General features: G+C 59.9%; 12 protein-coding genes. 9 read left to right on the forward strand and 3 right to left on the reverse strand.

What is annotated here, in order from left to right; translation table 11 throughout:
- Positions 1 to 119: 119 nt before the first annotated feature.
- Positions 120 to 1172, reverse strand: coding sequence for a diguanylate cyclase domain-containing protein (locus FHT77_RS12395; protein WP_310503128.1), 1053 nt, complete (start codon positions 1170 to 1172; stop codon positions 120 to 122).
- Positions 1173 to 1648: 476 nt separating this feature from the next.
- Positions 1649 to 3457, reverse strand: coding sequence for a chloride channel protein (locus tag FHT77_RS12400; RefSeq protein WP_183755309.1), 1809 nt, complete (start codon positions 3455 to 3457; stop codon positions 1649 to 1651).
- Between the two features lie 85 nt (positions 3458 to 3542).
- On the opposite strand from FHT77_RS12400, the gene FHT77_RS12405 reads away from it, so the two are divergent.
- The 9 genes from FHT77_RS12405 to clpB all read left to right on the forward strand — a co-directional run bounded on the left by FHT77_RS12405 (position 3543) and on the right by clpB (position 16605).
- Positions 3543 to 3992, forward strand: a complete 450-nt coding sequence (locus tag FHT77_RS12405; RefSeq protein ID WP_183755310.1) for a MarR family winged helix-turn-helix transcriptional regulator — start codon at positions 3543 to 3545, stop codon at positions 3990 to 3992.
- A complete protein-coding gene (locus tag FHT77_RS12410) occupies positions 3992 to 4444 on the forward strand; it encodes a MarR family transcriptional regulator (protein WP_183755311.1) in 453 nt (150 codons plus the stop codon). The genes FHT77_RS12405 and FHT77_RS12410 overlap by 1 nt, the downstream gene beginning before the upstream one ends.
- A 300-nt stretch (positions 4445 to 4744) precedes the next feature.
- Complete coding sequence (locus tag FHT77_RS12415; RefSeq protein ID WP_183755312.1) at positions 4745 to 6019, forward strand: aspartate kinase; 1275 nt, start codon at positions 4745 to 4747, stop codon at positions 6017 to 6019.
- 90 nt (positions 6020 to 6109) lie between these two features.
- Complete coding sequence (ptsP, locus tag FHT77_RS12420) at positions 6110 to 8377, forward strand: phosphoenolpyruvate--protein phosphotransferase (protein WP_183755313.1); 2268 nt, start codon at positions 6110 to 6112, stop codon at positions 8375 to 8377.
- 28 nt (positions 8378 to 8405) lie between these two features.
- A complete protein-coding gene (gene prfA / locus FHT77_RS12425; protein ID WP_016556369.1) occupies positions 8406 to 9485 on the forward strand; it encodes a peptide chain release factor 1 in 1080 nt (359 codons plus the stop codon).
- A gap of 5 nt (positions 9486 to 9490) precedes the next feature.
- The gene (gene prmC / locus FHT77_RS12430) at positions 9491 to 10366 is read left to right on the forward strand and encodes a peptide chain release factor N(5)-glutamine methyltransferase (protein WP_246719804.1); all 876 of its coding nucleotides are present in this window, start codon (positions 9491 to 9493) and stop codon (positions 10364 to 10366) included.
- 344 nt (positions 10367 to 10710) lie between these two features.
- Positions 10711 to 11505, forward strand: coding sequence for a DUF4167 domain-containing protein (locus FHT77_RS12435; RefSeq protein ID WP_183755315.1), 795 nt, complete (start codon positions 10711 to 10713; stop codon positions 11503 to 11505).
- Positions 11506 to 11741: 236 nt separating this feature from the next.
- Entirely contained in the window at positions 11742 to 13394 is a 1653-nt protein-coding gene (locus tag FHT77_RS12440) for an arylsulfatase (protein WP_183755316.1), read from the forward strand.
- Positions 13395 to 14001: 607 nt separating this feature from the next.
- Positions 14002 to 16605, forward strand: coding sequence for an ATP-dependent chaperone ClpB (gene clpB, locus FHT77_RS12445; RefSeq protein ID WP_183755317.1), 2604 nt, complete (start codon positions 14002 to 14004; stop codon positions 16603 to 16605).
- A 54-nt stretch (positions 16606 to 16659) separates the two neighbouring features.
- Here clpB and FHT77_RS12450 read toward each other — a convergent pair whose 3' ends face one another.
- Positions 16660 to 18603 carry a M23 family metallopeptidase gene (locus FHT77_RS12450; RefSeq protein WP_183755318.1) on the reverse strand — a complete coding sequence of 648 codons (1944 nt, stop codon included), beginning with the start codon at positions 18601 to 18603 and terminating at the stop codon, positions 16660 to 16662.
- Between the last annotated feature and the right edge of the window lie 393 nt (positions 18604 to 18996).

Raw genomic sequence — 18996 nt, forward strand, 5'->3', positions numbered from 1 at the left:
GGAGCAAGCAAGCCTCCGTCAGCGCGTTTCCAGGCAAGTCTAGGCTGCCTTTTTCTGACACACTATGCAATGGCGAAGGCTGTGATGACCACCGCGAGATCCGGCGTCGCACCACGTTGTCAACTGCGATAGAGCATCCAGTCTTTGCGCGCGGCTCCCGAGAGGAACACTACCTTCTCGTTCTGTTCGTCAATCGCTGTCTGAAGAGCCTTTTCAGTGTTCGCCACCAGTTCGGATGCCGTGCCGGCCTGGTGGGTCGTGCTGCAGCCGAAGCGGGCAATAACTTTCGGCATCACACCCTGTCGGCTGTCAAAAGCAACGAGGCAACTTCTCTTCAGTTGATCGGCAATCTTCTGGACCTCCGTCTCGGCGCTCGTCCGGACAATGATGCCGATCTGCGGCCGGTCAAGCCACGCGGCGAAATCCATCGTCTGAACGGTTTGCGAGACGATAGCGCCAAGGCGTTCGAGGAATGCTTCCTTGAGCCTGAGGAATTCCGCGGTCTCAAAGGGCGTCAGAACCAACAGATTGCAAAAAAGAAGCGAAATATCGTCCGGGTAGCGTTCTGCGCCGTAAAGCTCGGCAAGCTTCTTGTGGAATCCGCGCCGGTTGGCAAGCCTCGTGGTCGGATGCGTGAACTTCGTGCGCTCGAATTGCTCCACTTCGTCTGAAATGGCCGCAACTGTTGAGATTTGTGTCGAAACGTTTTCAAGCAACTTGGCACTCTTCGACTGCTGGACCTCGCTCAGTTGGCGAATGGAGCCGAGGTGGGACTGCATCGTCTTCGTGTCCCTTGGGTCGATCGAGGAGATTTTCCCGGTCGCCTGGCCCAGCATGTTCGTGAAGGTCGAGAGCGAGCTTTGGCCTGACTGCAGCGACTCTTTCAAACTGGTCAGTTCGTTTTGGAGGCGGCTTGCGGACTCGTCGTGAATCGATTTGCCGAAATGATGCGGTAGGTAGGTTCGAGCCAACGCCTCGACCTCATGATCCGCAATCGGCTTGCGGAGGCGCGAAAACTTTTCGCGAAGCTCCGGATTGTTGCCGCTGATGACGTCGTACATGAGCTCGTAGTTCGCCGGCGAGGCTTCAATCTCCAGCCGGTTTAACGTCGCGAATACGATATTGTAGATTTCCTTGCGAGCCTGCTGAGCAGGTGGCTTTGTGGGCGGCATTACAACTGCCATGTGCAACGACTTTCGGTGGAAGCGTCACAGGCATCGCACCTGAGACGATGGTCGGACAGGTAAACCTTGAAGAATGCAACGTATCTGATTGTCGCGTCCGATCCCACTTCATGCGGTTCACGTTGTGCCACAGCCCCTTATCGAACAACTTAGGGTAACTGATGGCTAATTAAGAAACTGTGAAGTCAAAACTTGGTATTGGCGCGAGTTGACGACTTCAGCGGGATTGTTTCGGCGATCGGGCGCCTTGAGCGGCACCTCTGCAAAGCGCATCGGAGCCCTCGGGTGCGCCTGTCCAAACTCCGGCGCCGGATTTAGGGAGAGACCAGGCCGCTTGTTTTCTGGAGTGCGATGGAACTGCATCTTTCGAGCAGGTAGCAACATCATTCCGACGGCTCAGGGCCAATTGCCTAGGCGAAAGCCCTCGATGGGTATGCGCGTCAGAACAGGTGGCTGCATCGTAACTATTCGCCGTTTGCCGTCCGTGGTCCGAGAAAGGGTTTTCGCTCGGTCTCTGCCGCCCGCAGGGTGCGGCGAAGGCGCAGCAGGTCCTTCCGCGCAATCAAGCCGTCAAGCTTGGCGGTCTGTGGGTCCACGATCGGGATGCGTCCAGCGTCCGTCGAAAGCATCAGGTCGGCAACGTATCCTGCCGTATCGTCTGGATGAGCCGCAGGGATGGAGGCGTCCGAAACCATGTCGTCAAGACGCTGGTCGGAAAGCACGGCTTCCTGTTGCCATTGCAACGCCTCGGCACGAGACACAAGCCCTTTGAGGGCGCCTTCCTCGTCGACAACGGGATAAACCCGGTGCGTTCTTGATGTCGTCGCGAAGAACGCGCAGACCTCGCCGACTGTCATCCTTGCCGAAAGCGTATCGACATCCTTGATCATGATGTCGCGCGCTCGCGTCAATTCGAAAGGATCGATGCCGTATTCCCGCGTGATGTGCTGGCCACGTCTGGCGATCTTTTCCGTGAGGATCGAGCGACGAAGGAGAAGCACGGTCACGGCGTAGGCCGTGACCGTCGCCGCCAAGAGCGGTACCAGCACAGAAATGTCGCCGGTGAGTTCGACTGCGAAGAAGGTTCCCGTCAGCGGCGCCCGCATGGTTCCGCCCATCATCGCAGCCATGCCAAGCAACGCCCAGAATCCAGGCTCGCCGGGGAGTGCCAGGCCGATCAGCCAGCCGAGAGCGCCTCCGAAGATCAATAGTGGCGCAAGCACACCGCCCGAAGTGCCTGAAGACAGAGCCACGAGCCAGATGGCTGACTTCACAAGCAGGATCGCCAACACCGCCGGCGGCAAAAGCGTGCTGTTGAGCAATCCGTCGATAATGTCGTAGCCGACGCCCAGGGCGCGAGGCTCGATCAAGCCACCGAAGCCGATGAACAGTCCGCCGATTGCCGGCCACCACATCCAGTGGATCGGCAGTGCCTCGAAGAGATCTTCGATCTTGTAGAGCAGCGTCGTCAGGAGGCCGGATTGCAGGCCGGCGACGATGCCCATTGCGGCACAAATCCCGATGCCCCACCAGGAAAGGTCCATGTGAAACTGCTTGGGGAAAAGGGGGCCTGCTTCAAAGAGGAAGGGGCGCCAGCAGATCGACACGCAGGCGGCGATGGCAACCGGGATGAAGCTTCGAGGCTTCCATTCGAAAAGCAGCAATTCGACGGCGAGCATGATTGCGGCAACCGGGGAGCCGAAGATTGCCGTCATACCGGCCGCCGCACCGGCGACGAGGAGGGTCTTGCGTTCCGCCGCGCTCAAATGGAAACACTGCGCGAACAGCGATCCGATGGCGCCGCCCGTCATGATGATCGGACCTTCCGCACCGAAGGGTCCGCCGGTGCCAATGGAGATCGCCGAGGATAGCGGCTTGAGGACCGCCACCTTCGGCGACATACGGCTGCCGCCTATGAGGATCGCCTCGATAGCTTCGGGGATACCGTGGCCGCGGATCTTTTCCGATCCGAAGCGCGCCATCAACCCGATGACTAGGCCACCGAGGACCGGAATCGCAACCATCCAAGCGGAGCGCGGCGCATGCGTAAGCGACGTGGCAGCGATGCTGAAGCGTCCGAACCACACCAGGTTCGTAACCAACGATATCAGGCTCACGAGGCCCCAGGCGGCAAATGCACCACCCGAGCCAATGACCACGGCCATGCCGACAAGTGCGAGAACGCGTCTATCCGTGGTGAAATCTCCTGCCTCACGCCTTGAGAGGCCGCCGGTGAAGTCGTGTGGTCGGTGGGTCGTCGGTTGCTGGGGCATCGCGGGTCCTGTTGCAGCACTTTTGTTCGATGTCGCAAATATATCGTGATACGATATAAATCAACATGGAAATTCAGGAGGCGAAATGGCGTCAAGCGGAAGCGGAGGCTTGTCGGAGGTTGACTACGAGGCGCTGGCGAACCTGAGATACAGGATCCGGAAGTTTCGCCAATTCAGCACAAAAGCGGCGGAGGAGCTTGGATTGACGCCGCAACAGCACCAGGCGTTGCTTGCCATAAAAGGGCTAAGGAGTGGAGGGCAGATGAGCGTTTCAATGCTGGCGGAGCGATTGTTTGTCCCTGCCGCATCCGCTGCCGAACTTGCGCGATCGCTTGAGGAACACGGCTATGTCATTGTCGACGTGAAACAGAGGCGCCGGCCCATTCTGCGGTTGACAGACAAGGCGGAAGAGATATTGCGGCGGCTGACGCCTGCGCATCTCTATGAGATCCGGGAGATGGCACCCGAGCTCATGTTAGCCCTTCGAGTCCTGCAGGATCATCGAAGAATGGAGGTCGCCGCCTGGATGCAATGATGGTTACGAGAGGTCACGTGTTGAAGACTCCGAGGACAGGACTGACAGACGCCGACTACGAAGCCTTGTCCAACTTGCGTTATACTTTGCGCCGTTTCATGGACTTCAGCACGTCCGCAGCGCAGGAAGAGGGACTTCCGACACAACAGCATCAGGCATTGCTCGCAATCAAGGGTCATCGCGGCGAGGATGCGATGACCATCGGAATGCTTGCAGAACGACTGTTGATAGCGCCGCATTCGGCGACGGAACTGGTCGGTCGGCTGGTTAGCGCCGGCTATGTGTCGCGCCGCGCCGATCCGAACGACAAACGGCGGCAAACACTGGAGCTTACTGACAAGGCTGAGGGAGTGTTGAAACGCTTGACCGCTATTCACCTGACCGAGATCAGGGAAATGGCTCCGCAGCTCATCCACATCCTCAAGAGGCTGCAAGACGAAATCGAACCTTAGGGAAGGCACAAAGACCAGGCGTTGCTGGTCGAGGCTGGCAAAAATGCAAACAGGCGTGATGGCATCGGCGCACTCCTTTGACGGTCAGCCCGTCACGCCGGCATTCTCCTTTCGGCACCTTGCCACCCCCCCACAAACTCGCTAAGAGACGCGGCAACTTGGGCCCCGGGGGCGCAAGGCGTTAGAAGGGTTCCAGAAACTCCCAATTCCTGGCTCTTCAGCCGTGCGGCTCAATGCAGGGGGCTCGTGATGCCGGGTCTGGCTTTGGTCTCTCTCGGCACTAGGTCGTGGTAGAGGCATATGGCACGCATCGTAATGAAATTCGGCGGAACCTCCGTCGCTGATCTGGACCGCATCAAGAACGTTGCCCGCCATGTGAAACGTGAAGTCGATGCCGGCCATGAAGTGGCGGTCGTTGTCTCGGCCATGTCCGGCAAGACCAACGAGCTCGTTGGCTGGGTGCAGAACATGCCGAAGGTCGTCGGCGCAAATTCCCCGTTTTACGATGCGCGTGAATATGATGCTGTCGTTGCATCAGGCGAGCAGGTGACAGCCGGGCTGTTGGCAATCGCGCTGCAGGCGATGGATATCAATGCGCGCTCCTGGCAGGGTTGGCAGATCGCCATCCGCACGGACAATGCTCACGGTGCTGCCCGCATTCAGGAAATCGACGGTGCCGACATTGTCAACCGCATGGGCGAGGGCCAGGTTGCCGTTATCGCCGGCTTCCAGGGCATCGGTCCGGACAATCGCATTGCGACGCTCGGTCGTGGCGGGTCGGACACCTCTGCCGTTGCCGTTGCTGCGGCGCTGAAGGCCGATCGCTGCGACATCTACACCGACGTCGATGGCGTCTACACGACGGACCCGCGCATCGTGCCGCAGGCGCGCCGCCTGAAGAAGATCGCTTTCGAGGAAATGCTCGAAATGGCCTCGCTCGGCGCTAAGGTCCTGCAGGTTCGCTCTGTCGAGCTTGCCATGGTGCACAAGGTCCGTACCTTCGTGCGCTCCTCTTTTGAAGATCCCGATGCTCCGGGCATGGGTGACTTCTTGAATCCGCCCGGAACGCTGATTTGTGACGAGGATGAAATCGTGGAACAGGAAGTAGTCACCGGCATCGCCTATGCCAAGGATGAGGCTCAGATCTCGCTTCGCCGTCTTGCCGACCGGCCGGGTGTTTCCGCCGCGATCTTCGGACCGCTGGCCGAAAGCCACATCAACGTCGACATGATTGTCCAGAACATCTCCGAAGACGGCTCGAAGACCGACATGACCTTCACGGTTCCGTCGGGCGATGTCGACAAGGCGATCAAGGTCCTTGGCGAGAACAAGGAAAAGATCGGCTACGATGTCGTTCAGAACGAATCGGGCCTGGTGAAAGTGTCTGTCATCGGTATCGGTATGCGTAGTCACGCCGGTGTTGCCGCTACCGCGTTCAAGGCGCTGGCCGACAAGGGCATCAACATCAAGGCCATCACGACCTCTGAGATCAAAATTTCCATCCTGATCGACGGTCCTTATGCGGAACTCGCTGTCAGGACTTTGCATTCCTGCTACGGTCTAGATAAGAACTGATTCTGAACAGACTTGCCGCGCGTTCAAGTTGAGAAGTCACGCGGCAATCGGCTGTGTGACTTTGATGTTTGTTTTGGAGCTTGAGACGCAATGAGAGACCTTTCCGGCGGTCCGCGCGTGCTGCTCAAGCGGCTACGCGAGTTGATGGCGGAGCCGCTGGAGCCGCAGGAGCGTCTCGACCGGATCGTTCGCCAGATCGCAGGCAACATGGTGGCGGAGGTTTGCTCCGTCTACGTCCTGCGCGCCGACGGCGTCCTCGAACTCTATGCAACCGAAGGTCTGAAGAAGGAAGCGGTCCACCTGTCCCAACTCAAGATGGGTCAGGGTCTCGTCGGCACGATCGCCGCATCGGCGCAGCCGCTCAACCTCTCCGACGCGCAATCGCATCCCGCCTTCCGCTACCTGCCGGAAACCGGCGAAGAAATCTATCATTCCTTCCTTGGCGTGCCGATCCTGCGCACCGGCCGTTCGCTCGGCGTTCTGGTCGTGCAGAACAAGGCAAGCCGCACCTACCGCGAAGAAGAGCTCGAAGCGCTCGAGACGACCGCGATGGTGCTTGCCGAGATGATCGCCACCGGCGAGCTCAAGAAGATCACCAAGCCTGGTCTTGAACTCGACCTCACACGTTCGGTGACCATCGATGGCGATACCTATAACGAGGGTATTGGCCTCGGCTACGTCGTGCTGCACGAGCCGCGCATTGTCGTTACCAACTTGCTGAACGAGGATTCCGAGAAGGAAATCCGTCGTCTGGGCGAGGCGCTCGGGTCGCTGCGCATCTCGATCGATGACCTTCTGTCGCAGCGCGACGTTTCGATGGAGGGTGAGCACCGCGAGGTACTCGAGACCTATCGGATGTTCGCTCATGACCAGGGATGGGTGCGCAAACTCGAGGAAGCGATCCGTAACGGCCTGACGGCGGAAGCCGCGGTCGAGAAGGTGCAGAGCGACACCAAGGCGCGCATGATCCGCATGACGGATCCCTATCTGCGCGAGCGGATGCACGATTTCGAAGATCTGGCGAACCGGCTACTGCGGCAGCTGACCGGCTACACCGGTCGCACCGCGGGCGATGGTTTCCCGAGCGACGCCATCATCTTGGCGCGCGCGATGGGTGCGGCTGAGCTGTTGGACTATCCGCGCGCCAACGTGCGCGGGCTCGTGCTGGAGGAAGGCGCGGTGACGAGCCATGTGGTGATCGTTGCGCGAGCCATGGGTATTCCTGTCATCGGCCAGGCAGCCGGCGTGGTGGCGCTTGCCGAAAACGGCGATGCCGTGATCATCGATGGGGATGGCGGGCATGTGCATCTTCGCCCGATGCCCGAACACCAGCGTTCGTATGAGGAAAAGGTGCGGTTCCGGGCCCGTCGGCAGGAGCAGTTCCGGGCGCTGCGCTCCGTCGAGCCGCGCACCAAGGACGGGCAGCGCGTGTCCCTGATGATGAATGCCGGGCTGCTGGTGGACTTGCCGCAGCTTTCGGACTCGGGCGCCGAAGGCATCGGACTGTTTCGTACCGAGTTGCAGTTCATGATCGCCTCAACCATGCCAAAGGCGGAGGAACAGGAACTGTTCTATCGCAATGTGCTGAAGCAGGCGGCCGGGCGGGTCGTCACCTTCCGTACGCTCGATATCGGCGGCGACAAGGTCGTTCCCTATTTCCGTGGTCATGAAGAAGAAAATCCGGCGCTTGGCTGGCGGGCGATCCGCCTGTCGCTCGATCGTCCGGGCCTGCTGCGCACGCAATTGCGCGCCATGCTGAAGGCAGCGGCCGGTATCGAGCTGAAGCTGATGGTACCGATGGTGACCGAGGTTTCCGAGATCGCCGCGGTCCGTGAGCTTTTGCAGAAGGAAGTTCAACACCTCTCCCGCTTCGGCCACGGTCTGCCGCGCAAGCTGCAGTTCGGCGCGATGCTGGAGGTGCCGGCGCTGCTCTGGCAGCTCGACGAGCTGATGTCGGCGGTCGACTTCGTGTCGGTCGGCTCGAATGACCTCTTCCAGTTTTCGATGGCGGTCGACCGCGGCAACGCACGGGTTTCCGATCGCTTCGATCCGCTTGGCAAGCCGTTCCTCCGGATCCTGCGCGACATCGTACGCGCGGGTGAGCGAAACAACACGCCGGTGACGCTCTGCGGCGAGCTTGCCGGCAAGCCGATCTCGGCAATGGCGCTGCTCGGCATCGGCTTCCGTGCGGTGTCGATGTCGCCGGCGTCGATCGGTCCTGTTAAGGCGATGCTGCTCGGTCTCGATGCCGAGGCGCTGGCAAAAGTGATGAACGAGGCGCTTGACGATACCAAGTCGGCGACCTCTATACGCGAGGTGCTTGCCCACTTCGCCGACGCTCACAATATTCCTTTATAGTTCAAGACAAGCAGAATCGGAGTGAAGGGTGGCGAAGCTTCCCGTTGAAAAGATGCGCGAGCTGGAACGCCGTTTCGGCGAGATCGAAGCGCGCATGTCGGCCGGTCCTTCGGCCGAAGTCTACGTCAAGCTCGCCTCCGAGTATTCCGAGCTGCAGCCTGTCGTCACGAAGATTCGCGCCTACGAGAAGGCGATTGCGGAGCTTGCGGACCTTGAGACCTTGCTGAACGACAAGTCCGTGGACCGCGAAATGCGCGACCTTGCCGAACTGGAACTGCCCGAGGTGAAGGAGCGGCTGGAGGCACTGGAGCAGGAAATCCAGATCCTGTTGCTACCGAAGGACGCAGCCGACGAGAAGAGCGCGATTTTGGAAATCCGCGCCGGCACCGGCGGCTCGGAAGCCGCACTCTTCGCCGGCGACCTGTTCCGGATGTATGAGCGCTATGCCGCCGCGCACGGCTGGAAGGTGGAAGTCCTGTCGTCGAGCGAAGGCGAAGCGGGTGGCTTCAAGGAAATCATCGCGACGATCACCGGCAAGGGCGTGTTTGCCAAGCTGAAGTTCGAATCCGGCGTCCACCGCGTCCAGCGCGTACCGGAAACGGAAGCGGGAGGCCGTATCCATACCTCGGCCGCGACGGTCGCGGTCTTGCCGGAAGCAGAAGAGATCGACATCGAGATCCGGCCGGAAGACATCCGCATCGACACGATGCGCTCCTCTGGTGCCGGCGGCCAGCACGTCAACACTACGGACTCAGCCGTTCGTATCACCCACCTGCCGACGGGCATCGTCGTCACCAGCTCCGAGAAGTCGCAGCACCAGAACCGCGCCAAGGCGATGCAGGTTCTGCGCTCGCGCCTTTATGATGCCGAGCGCCAGCGCGCCGACAGCGAGCGTTCCGCGGACCGCAAAAGCCAAGTCGGCTCCGGCGACCGTTCCGAACGCATCCGTACCTACAACTTCCCACAGGGACGGGTGACGGATCACCGCATCAATCTGACCCTCTACAAACTGGACCGGATGATGGTCGGCGAGATCGACGAGGTGGTCGACGCGCTGATGGCCGACTATCAGGCGAGCCAATTGGCGCAACTCGGCGAGCAGCAATGAGCGGCATGAGCGGGAAACGGGCCGAGCCTACGGTTTCCCAAATGTTGGTTGAAGCTCGCCGGCGCTTCACCGAAGTCGGAATAGACAGCGCCGCCGCGGATGCCCGCGTCCTTGTCGCAGGGCTGCTTGGACTTTCGACGACTGCCATCGTGACGCGCGGTGGCGAGACCGTGGCCAATGAGCAGGCGATATTGATCGAACAAGCGATCGAACGCCGGTTGGCGCATGAGCCGGTTCACCGCATTCTTGGTGAACGCGAATTCTATGGGCTGCCGCTTTCGTTGTCAGCGGAAACCCTCGAGCCAAGGCCCGATACAGAAATTCTCGTCGATACGGTGCTTCCATATCTGCGCGATCTTGCAAATACCGACGGCCGTATCCATATCCTTGATTTGGGAACCGGAACCGGGGCGATATGCCTAGCTCTGTTGAGCGAATGTCCGGAAGCGTCAGGTGTCGGCAGCGATATATCGGCCGACGCGTTGAGGACGGCAAAATCAAACGCGGAAAGAAACGGATTGCAGGATCGCTTTGAAGCCATACAGTCCAGTTGGTTTGACAGTATCCACGGCACGTTTCATGCGATTGTCTCAAATCCGCCCTATATCGCTTCTAAGGTCGTTCACACTCTCGCTCCCGAAGTGACGAAATTTGATCCCCTTGCCGCACTGGATGGCGGCCGGGATGGGCTTGACGCCTACAGAACCATCGCCAAGGATGCGGCAAGGTTCATAAAGCCGAACGGCGTTGTGGGACTCGAGATCGGCTACGACCAGCGAAACGACGTAACGGACGTTTTCGAGGCTGAAGGCTTCAAGCTTCTGGAATCCGTAAAAGATTACGGCCAGAATGACCGGGCGCTTGTGTTCGCGCTCAAGTGATGCGCGACAACTTAATGCATCGAACAGGACATTGGTGTCATTGCGAAGAAAAGGCTTGGATTTCCACGGGAAGCAATATAGGTTGACCCCACGCGTTGGAGAGATGGGACAGAACGGTGAGCCGTTCGATACTAGCTCGGCCTCGGGGGTCCGCTCTTTTAAACGAGAGCTTCAAAGGTTGAATACGACCCAATGCGTGAATCAGTCAAACTGACTTGAGAACAAGCGGCAGGTTGGCGCGAAGGCGCAGTATGCTTGCGGCACAAGGGCTCTGAGCCGGTGAACCGGCCACGGCGGTTGATGCCATAACTCCACAACAAACAGAGAATTCAGGTGAACGATCTATGAGGCCAGGACAGCAGAACAAGCGCGGTCGCGGGCGTGGCAATAACAACGGCGGCGGTGGAAATAACAATAACAACAATTTCAACCGCAAGGGCGGCAATCCGCTGACGCGGACATACGACAGCTCCGGCCCAGACGTTAAGATCCGTGGTACCGCGCAGCATATCGCCGAAAAGTATGCGCAGCTCGCTCGCGACGCGCAGAGTTCGGGCGACCGTGTTATCGCCGAAAACTACCTGCAGCACGCTGAGCATTACAACCGCATCATTGCTGCCGCACAGGCGCAGATGCAGGAACGCTTCCAGCGCGACGATCGCAACGACTTTAGTGAAGGCACGGAGCGCGAAGGCGACGACATCGAAGGCGTCGACAACGATGATGTCGTTATCGTTCAGCCGCCGCGCCAGCAACATGAGCATCAGCAGCGCCGTTCGGACGAGCAGCCGCAGCGTCGCCACGATGAGCAGCCGCGCCGTCATGACGACCAGGCACGCCAGCCGCGGCGCCAGGAACAGCAGCCAGCTGCAGCGCCGGTTGAAGCTGTAGCTGCTGCGCCGCAGCCCGAAGTCAACGACGGCAGCGGTCCGCAGCCGGAGATCGAAGGCATTCCGGCAGAGGTCTCGATGGACGAGGAAAGTGCTGCAGGTCAGCCGCGCGAGCGTCAGCCTCGGCGCCGCGCTACCGGCAGCCGTCCGCGCCGTCCGCGTCGCGCTGCAGAAGGTGAGGCTTCGGCTGAGGGCGAAGACGCGGGTTCCAATGATGTCCCGGCTTTGGCCGATGCCGCTTCGGAATAAGCGGATCGTTCAGCGTTCCGTACTTGTGTTTAGAAAGGTCGCTCTTCGGAGCGGCCTTTTTTGCATTTTTGGTTTCGGCTCGCCCCCCAAACCGGCCTCGGCCGAACGTTAAAGTGCGGCGTATTTACTGTAACGTACTTACGCCTTCGCCGTGGCTGTGCCTGACTTGAGGGTGCCAATGCATCTCATCACCAGACAACATCGCAAACGTTCACGTTTGACGGGAGACACGCGACATGGCCTGTGACGACAACGTACGAGCAACCTCCTCAGACACCAGCAACCTTACCCGCCGCAACTTGCTGATAGGGTCGACCGCCCTTGCTGCTGGGGCCGTCACGGTCGCCAGCATGGCGAGGTCCGCCGCAGCCCAGGCTCAGACCGCTGCGCCGTCCGGCAAGAAGCCGAACATCCTGGTCATCTTCGGCGATGACATCGGCATCCCGCAGATCAGTGCCTACACGATGGGGCTGATGGGTTACCGCACGCCCAATATCGATCGTATCGCCAGGGAAGGAGCCATCTTTACCGATTCATACGGTCAACAGAGCTGCACCGCCGGCCGCGCTTCTTTCATTCTCGGGCAGGAGCCATTCCGCACCGGCTTGCTGACGATCGGCATGCCCGGGGATCCGCATGGCATCCAGGACTGGATGCCGACCATCGCCGATGTGCTGAAGACGCAGGGCTATGCGACCGGCCAATTCGGCAAGAACCACCTCGGCGACCAGGACCAACACCTGCCGACCAAGCATGGCTTCGATGAGTTCTTCGGCAATCTCTACCACCTCAACGCCGAGGAAGAGCCGGAGGGTTACTTCTACCCGAAGGATCCGGCGTTCCGCCGGCAATTCGGTCCGCGCGGCGTGATCAAGTCGAGCGCGGATGGGAAGATCGAGGACACTGGTGAGCTCAACACCAAGCGCATGGAAACGATCGACGAGGAGTTCCTGGCTGCCGCGAAGAATTTTATCGACCGCCAAGCCAAGGCTGATAAGCCATTCTTCTGCTGGTTCAACTCGACACGCATGCACGTCTTCACGCACCTGAAGGCTGACTCGCTTGGCAAGACCGGCAAGGGCATCCATGCCGATGGCATGGTGGAACACGACGGTCACGTCGGCCAGCTTCTCGACCAGTTGGATCAGCTGGGGATCGCCGAGAACACCATCGTCCTCTACACCACCGACAACGGCGCGGAACTCGCTCTGTGGCCAGATGGCGCAATGACGATGTTCCACGGCGAAAAGGGGACAACATGGGAGGGTGGTTTCCGCATCCCGATGATGGTTCGGTGGCCGGGTGTCGTTAAGCCCGGAACCGAGGTCAACGAGATCGTCACGTTGATGGACTGGATGCCGACTTTTGCAAGTGTTGCCGGAATACCAGACGTCAAGGAGCAGATGAAGGCGGGCTTCAAAGCCGGCACCAAGGACTTCAAGGTGCACCTGGATGGTTATGATCTAGGACCATTGCTAAAGGGCGAAGTTCCAACGGGCCCACGTGACGCAGTGTATTATTTTGACCAGGGCGGCAATCTCAACGCCATTCGCTGGAACGACTGGAAGCTCAGCTTTGCAATCAACAGCGAAGGAAACATCGCCACGGCGACGCGTGAAATACCGGCCTGGGCCAACATCGCAAACCTGCGCATGGATCCCTACGAACGCGGCATGAAGGAGGGGGGCGGGGCCATCGAGTTCCTTGCCCGCAACATGTGGCTGCTCGTTCCCGTGCAAGCCAAGATCAAGGACTTCTTCTCAGATTTTACCCAGTTTCCTTATCAGGAAGGCAGCTCACTGAATGCAAGTGGCATCAACTACGCCTTGCTTCGGCAGCAGGCCGCACTGAAACGGCTGAATGACCTTGAGCGGCTCGCCCCGCAATAACGGGGAGCTATTAGCCCGCGCCGTTTGTCAACGGCGCGGGCCCTTTCGATGTGGAGCCACAGTGTAACCGCAAGATCGCAATATCATTGCTTCTCACCGCGCTATCCATTCCCGCCACGGCCAAGTCTCCCGCCGATGTCGCTGAAGCTGAAATCCAGGCAAGGGGCCACGATAACGTCAAGAACAACATCCTGCCTTGAATGCCTGTGTGCAACGCACGGATGATTTGTAGAGTGCCAAGCGTGGCACGAGTGTTGTGAACGGAGCCGGACGGTCCGGCGGCAACTGGGTGCTGACTATGGCAACAGGCCAGTACAGCTCCAAGTGCACGGTCAACGGTTCCGGCCGGATTGTCAGCATGGATCCCATGTAGATCACATTCACGGTTTCGGACGGGCGCTGCTACCTGTTAATTCCTGGTCGCACGGCGGCGGTTTTTTCGCGTCATCGCCTCTTTAAACTTTTGAAATCCTCCACCATATCCAGCCCAAGTTCGTCAGCCGCAAATCCCAAACGCGGCGGAACGATGGGCTTGCCGTTTGAGGGAGCTCAATCTCAGTCATCGGCCTGTGCCTTATGAGGGCAGGGCGATTTATGGAGGTACAGTATGAATATCGAAAAATACTCCGAGCGGGTGCGCGGTTTTATTCAGTCCGCCCAGACCTATGCGCTTGCGCAGGGGCACCAGCAATTCACACCCGAGCATGTTCTGAAAGTCCTGCTCGACGACGACCAGGGTATGGCCGCTTCGCTGATCGAGCGCGCTGGTGGTGATCCCAAGGCCGCGCGCCTTGCCAACGACGCCGCACTTGCCAAGCTGCCGAAAGTCTCCGGCGGCAACGGGCAGATCTATCTTGCGCAGCCTCTTGCCAAGGTTCTTTCGACCGCCGAAGAGGCATCGAAGAAAGCCGGCGACAGTTTCGTGACCGTCGAGCGCCTGTTGCAGGCTCTGGCGATCGAGACTTCGGCCTCGACATCCACGACATTGAAGAACGCCGGCGTGACCGCGCTTGCGCTCAACCAAGTCATCAACGAGATCCGCAAGGGCCGTACCGCAGACAGCTCGAACGCCGAACAGGGCTTCGATTCGCTGAAGAAGTACGCTCGCGATCTGACCAGCGAAGCCCGCGAAGGCAAACTCGATCCCGTCATCGGCCGTGACGACGAAATCCGCCGCACGATCCAGGTTCTGTCGCGCCGCACGAAGAACAATCCGGTGCTGATCGGCGAGCCGGGCGTCGGCAAGACCGCCATCGTCGAAGGCCTTGCGCTGCGCATCGTCAACGGCGACGTGCCCGAGTCTCTCAAGGACAAGAAGCTGATGGCGCTCGATATGGGCGCACTGATTGCTGGCGCCAAATATCGCGGCGAGTTCGAGGAGCGTCTGAAGGCAGTCCTGAATGAGGTGCAGGCCGAAAACGGCGAGATCATCCTCTTCATCGACGAAATGCACACGCTTGTCGGCGCCGGCAAGGCGGATGGGGCGATGGATGCCTCCAACCTGCTGAAGCCCGCGCTTGCCCGCGGCGAGCTGCATTGCGTCGGCGCGACGACGCTCGACGAATACCGCAAGCATGTCGAAAAAGATCCGGCCCTTGCCCGCCGCTTCCAGCCAGTCATGGTCGAGGAGCCGACGGTCGAGGACACGATCTCGATCCTGCGCGGTCTCAAGGAGAAATACGAACAGCACCACAAGGTCCGCATCTCGGATTCGGCCCTGGTTGCGGCTGCGACGCTTTCCAACCGCTATATTACCGACCGCTTCTTGCCCGACAAGGCGATCGACCTGATGGATGAAGCCGCTGCGCGGTTGCGCATGCAGGTGGATTCCAAGCCCGAGGAGCTGGACGAACTCGATCGCCGCATCATGCAGCTGAAAATCGAGCGCGAAGCGCTGAAGAAGGAAACCGATACGGCGTCTGCCGACCGGCTGGTGCGGCTTGAAACAGAGCTGACCGGTCTCGAGGAAGAAGCCGACGCTCTGACGGCCCGCTGGCAGGCGGAAAAGCAGAAGCTTGGCCTGGCGGCAGACCTGAAGAAGCAGTTGGACGAAGCCCGCAACGATCTGGCGATCGCTCAGCGCAAGGGCGAGTTCCAGCGCGCCGGCGAACTCACCTACGGCGTCATTCCGGACCTGGAAAAGAAGCTTGGCGAAGCCGAACAGCAGGACAGCGATCGCAGCGCCATGGTGCAGGAGGTCGTGACCCCCGACAACATCGCGCATGTCGTTTCCCGCTGGACCGGTATCCCCGTCGACAAGATGCTGGAAGGCGAACGCGACAAGTTGCTCAGGATGGAAGACGAGCTGGCGAAATCGGTGATCGGCCAAGGCGATGCGGTTCAGGCCGTGTCGCGTGCCGTGCGCCGTGCGCGCGCCGGTCTGCAGGATCCGAACCGGCCGATCGGCTCGTTCATCTTCCTCGGTCCGACCGGCGTCGGCAAAACGGAGCTGACCAAGGCGCTTGCCCGCTTCCTCTTCGACGACGAAACGGCGATGGTGCGCATGGATATGTCGGAATACATGGAGAAGCACTCCGTGGCCCGGCTCATCGGTGCGCCTCCCGGCTATGTCGGTTATGATGAAGGCGGCGCGCTGACGGAAGCCGTGCGCCGGAGGCCGTATCAGGTTGTCTTGTTCGACGAGATCGAGAAGGCGCATCCCGATGTCTTCAACATCCTGCTGCAGGTTCTGGACGATGGTCGACTGACCGATGGGCAGGGCCGGACGGTCGATTTCCGCAACACGATGATCATCATGACGTCGAACCTCGGTGCCGAGTACCTGACCCAGCTGAAGGACGGGGACGACAGCGAAGCGGTTCGTGAACAGGTGATGGAGGTCGTGCGCGGTCATTTCCGGCCGGAATTCTTGAACCGTATCGATGAGATCATCCTGTTCCACCGCCTGAAGCGCGAGGAAATGGGCGCGATCGTCGATATCCAGCTGAAGCGCCTGGTGGCACTGCTTGCCGAGCGCAAGATCACGCTTGAGCTCGACGACGATGCCCGCAACTGGCTCGCCAACAAGGGCTACGACCCTGTTTATGGTGCGCGTCCACTGAAGCGGGTGATCCAGAAGTACGTTCAGGATCCGCTCGCCGAACAGATCCTCTCCGGTCAGGTGCCGGATGGATCGACAGTGAAGATCACCAGCGGCACCGACCGGCTATTGTTCCGCACACGGAATTCCGCGGTCAACGAAGCGGCGTAAGCTCTGGATACCCGGAAGGAAAATGGCGGCCTCGGCCGCCATTTTTGTGGGATGTTATTTGCTTGCTACCTGCGGCGGCGGCTGGTTGCCAAGCAGCGCATCGATGCGCTGCCGCTCGTCCTCGAACTTTGCCAGCGCCCCGCCCTTCAACGACTTGCCGCCCGGCAAGCGCACGCGCAACGGATCGACCTTGGTGCCGTTGACGATCATTTCGTAGTGCAGGTGCGGGCCGGTGGATTCACCGGTCGTTCCAACCCAGCCGATCACCTGGCCCTGGCGTACCTTGGCGCCGGGAACGACGCCCTTGGCGATCGCGCTCTGGTGATTGTAGGAGGATTCATAGCCGTTAGCGTGGCGAACGATCGTCTGGTTGCCGTAGCCGCCGGAATCCCAGCCGGCCTTCTCTACGGTGCCATTACCGACAGCGATAATCGCCGTGCCGCGCGGGGCGGCCCAATCGACGCCCGTATGCATGCGTGCGAAGCCCAGGATCGGATGCCGTCGCATGCCGAAGCCGGACTTGAATATGCCGTTCGGGACTGGATTGCGCAGCAAAAACTGCCGAATGCTCTTGCCGTCCTGATCGAAGTAGTCGATCGAACCGTCTTCCGGATCCTGGAAGCGGTAGAAGTTGGTCTGCGTGTCGCCGAAGCGGGCGTTCACATAAAGAAGCTCGGAATCGGCTGTCGCCTGGCCGCTGGAATCGGCGACCGAGAAGAAAGCTTCCAGCGTATCGGTGGGGCGCAGTTCCGCCTGAAAATCGACGCTGCTCGCCAGCAACTTAATGATCAGCGCGGTCATGTCCTTCGTCATGCCGTAGGAGAGTGCGGCACGATAGATCCCGTCATATACGCGCGGCAGGTTCTGGTTAGACGGGATCGATGTCGAGCTGTCGTCGAAGGCGGTGGTGACCGCGTCGATCTGCGGCGGTTCGCGGCCGGCAACAAAGCGATCGTGATCGTCGAGTGCCACGGTGACGAGATGACGGGTGCCGCGATAGACGCTGACGCGGATGATTTTCGCCTGTTCGCCCCTCTGCAAGATGCCGATGCGCAGCACGTCCCCCTTGGACAGTTCGTCGGATCCGATTAGCGGCGACAAATAGCCGGAGACGCCCTTGGCCTGTGGCTCGGGGTAGCCCGAATCCGCCATGGCCTTGGTGATCGACGTATCCTGACGCACCGGAATGATGTCGTCGGCGAACTCTTCCGTCTGCGGCGTGATCGATTCCGGCGCCGAGACCGTCATGTTCTGTTCGAGAACGCGCGCTGTCAGGCCGGTCGCCAAATCGACGTCGTTGTCATCATTGGAGAAACGGCGCGGATCAACATAGTAAAGGGCTGCCACCTGAGCCGCACCGTCGGTCAGGACCGAACCGTTGGAGCGGACGTTCTCCTCGATCTCATCGAGGGTCAGGCCGGCTGCAACCTGAAGATCGGATTTCGTCGTTGGATAAGCCACGGTCTTCAAGCTGACCTCTGACTCGACATCGGAGCCGTAGATCTGCCCGGTGCGAACAGCCGGCTGTGCGTCAGGCTCGTCGGCCGCGAAGATCGTCAGTGGATTGAAGCTTGGATAATCCTCGGTCGCCACGTGGTTGGCGGCAAGCGTCATCTTCACGCGCGCGAAAGGCTGGCGACGGACGACTTCCTTGTCGCCCTCATGGACGACGGTGGAGACCTCCATGATTTTGCGGTCCGACGGCTTGGCGGCGATCGCGGAGGCAATCAGCCGACCGCCGCGCGTCACATCTGTATCGTCCGCATGCGCGTCGGCATTGATCGTGGCGTAGGCCTCGGCGGGGATCGCCAGCTGCTGGCGCCCGTCGAGTGCCGCAAACAACGCGACACCCATCAGCACGCTTGAGGTGATGCCGGTGAGGAACGTACCCGAAAGCCAACGTAGTGAAACTTCGCGGCGGTCGGGCGCACGTCTGCCATCGGCGAGAAGCGGCGGCTCGTTGCCGAACGAGCGGATCATCATCTTCTCCGTCATCATGGCAGGTGGATCCGCGTCCTTTCGGTAGGCTTCTTCGGGCAGGTCTGACTGGCGCCGAAAAGTGCATAGTTTAATAATGGAAGTCAAATGGGCCGCGTGCGCGCACGCAAATCATTCGCCCTTGAGACCATCCGATTGTGAAGATGTGAGGGCGAAGGACCTCGTCATCGCGTCCCGCGCTGCTATTTCTGTAAAAATGACCCGGCTATCGGCGCATTCAGAGGGCAGAAAACCCGGCCTCCGAAAATCCGGCTTAGAATTCAATATGATGCAAGAAATCTCGCTTTTTTTGAAAACGGCTGTTGACTTAGAAAAGGGGTAGGATCTATAAGCCCACTCACTGAACGAGGGCGGCGGCGCTGCTGGCGACGAAGTCCTTCGCTCTAGAGATTT

The organism is Rhizobium sp. BK181 (assembly GCF_014193305.1).
Taxonomy (GTDB): Bacteria; Pseudomonadota; Alphaproteobacteria; order Rhizobiales; family Rhizobiaceae; genus Rhizobium.

Coding starts and splice junctions, on each gene's coding strand:
- FHT77_RS12395 (WP_310503128.1), bottom strand. CDS start 1,172: ATGCCGCCCACAAAGCCACCTGCTCAGCAGGCTCGCAAGGAAATCTAC.
- FHT77_RS12400 (WP_183755309.1), bottom strand. CDS start 3,457: ATGCCCCAGCAACCGACGACCCACCGACCACACGACTTCACCGGCGGC.
- FHT77_RS12405 (WP_183755310.1), top strand. CDS start 3,543: ATGGCGTCAAGCGGAAGCGGAGGCTTGTCGGAGGTTGACTACGAGGCG.
- FHT77_RS12410 (WP_183755311.1), top strand. CDS start 3,992: ATGGTTACGAGAGGTCACGTGTTGAAGACTCCGAGGACAGGACTGACA.
- FHT77_RS12415 (WP_183755312.1), top strand. CDS start 4,745: ATGGCACGCATCGTAATGAAATTCGGCGGAACCTCCGTCGCTGATCTG.
- ptsP (WP_183755313.1), top strand. CDS start 6,110: ATGAGAGACCTTTCCGGCGGTCCGCGCGTGCTGCTCAAGCGGCTACGC.
- prmC (WP_246719804.1), top strand. CDS start 9,491: ATGAGCGGGAAACGGGCCGAGCCTACGGTTTCCCAAATGTTGGTTGAA.
- FHT77_RS12435 (WP_183755315.1), top strand. CDS start 10,711: ATGAGGCCAGGACAGCAGAACAAGCGCGGTCGCGGGCGTGGCAATAAC.
- FHT77_RS12440 (WP_183755316.1), top strand. CDS start 11,742: ATGGCCTGTGACGACAACGTACGAGCAACCTCCTCAGACACCAGCAAC.
- clpB (WP_183755317.1), top strand. CDS start 14,002: ATGAATATCGAAAAATACTCCGAGCGGGTGCGCGGTTTTATTCAGTCC.
- FHT77_RS12450 (WP_183755318.1), bottom strand. CDS start 18,603: ATGATGACGGAGAAGATGATGATCCGCTCGTTCGGCAACGAGCCGCCG.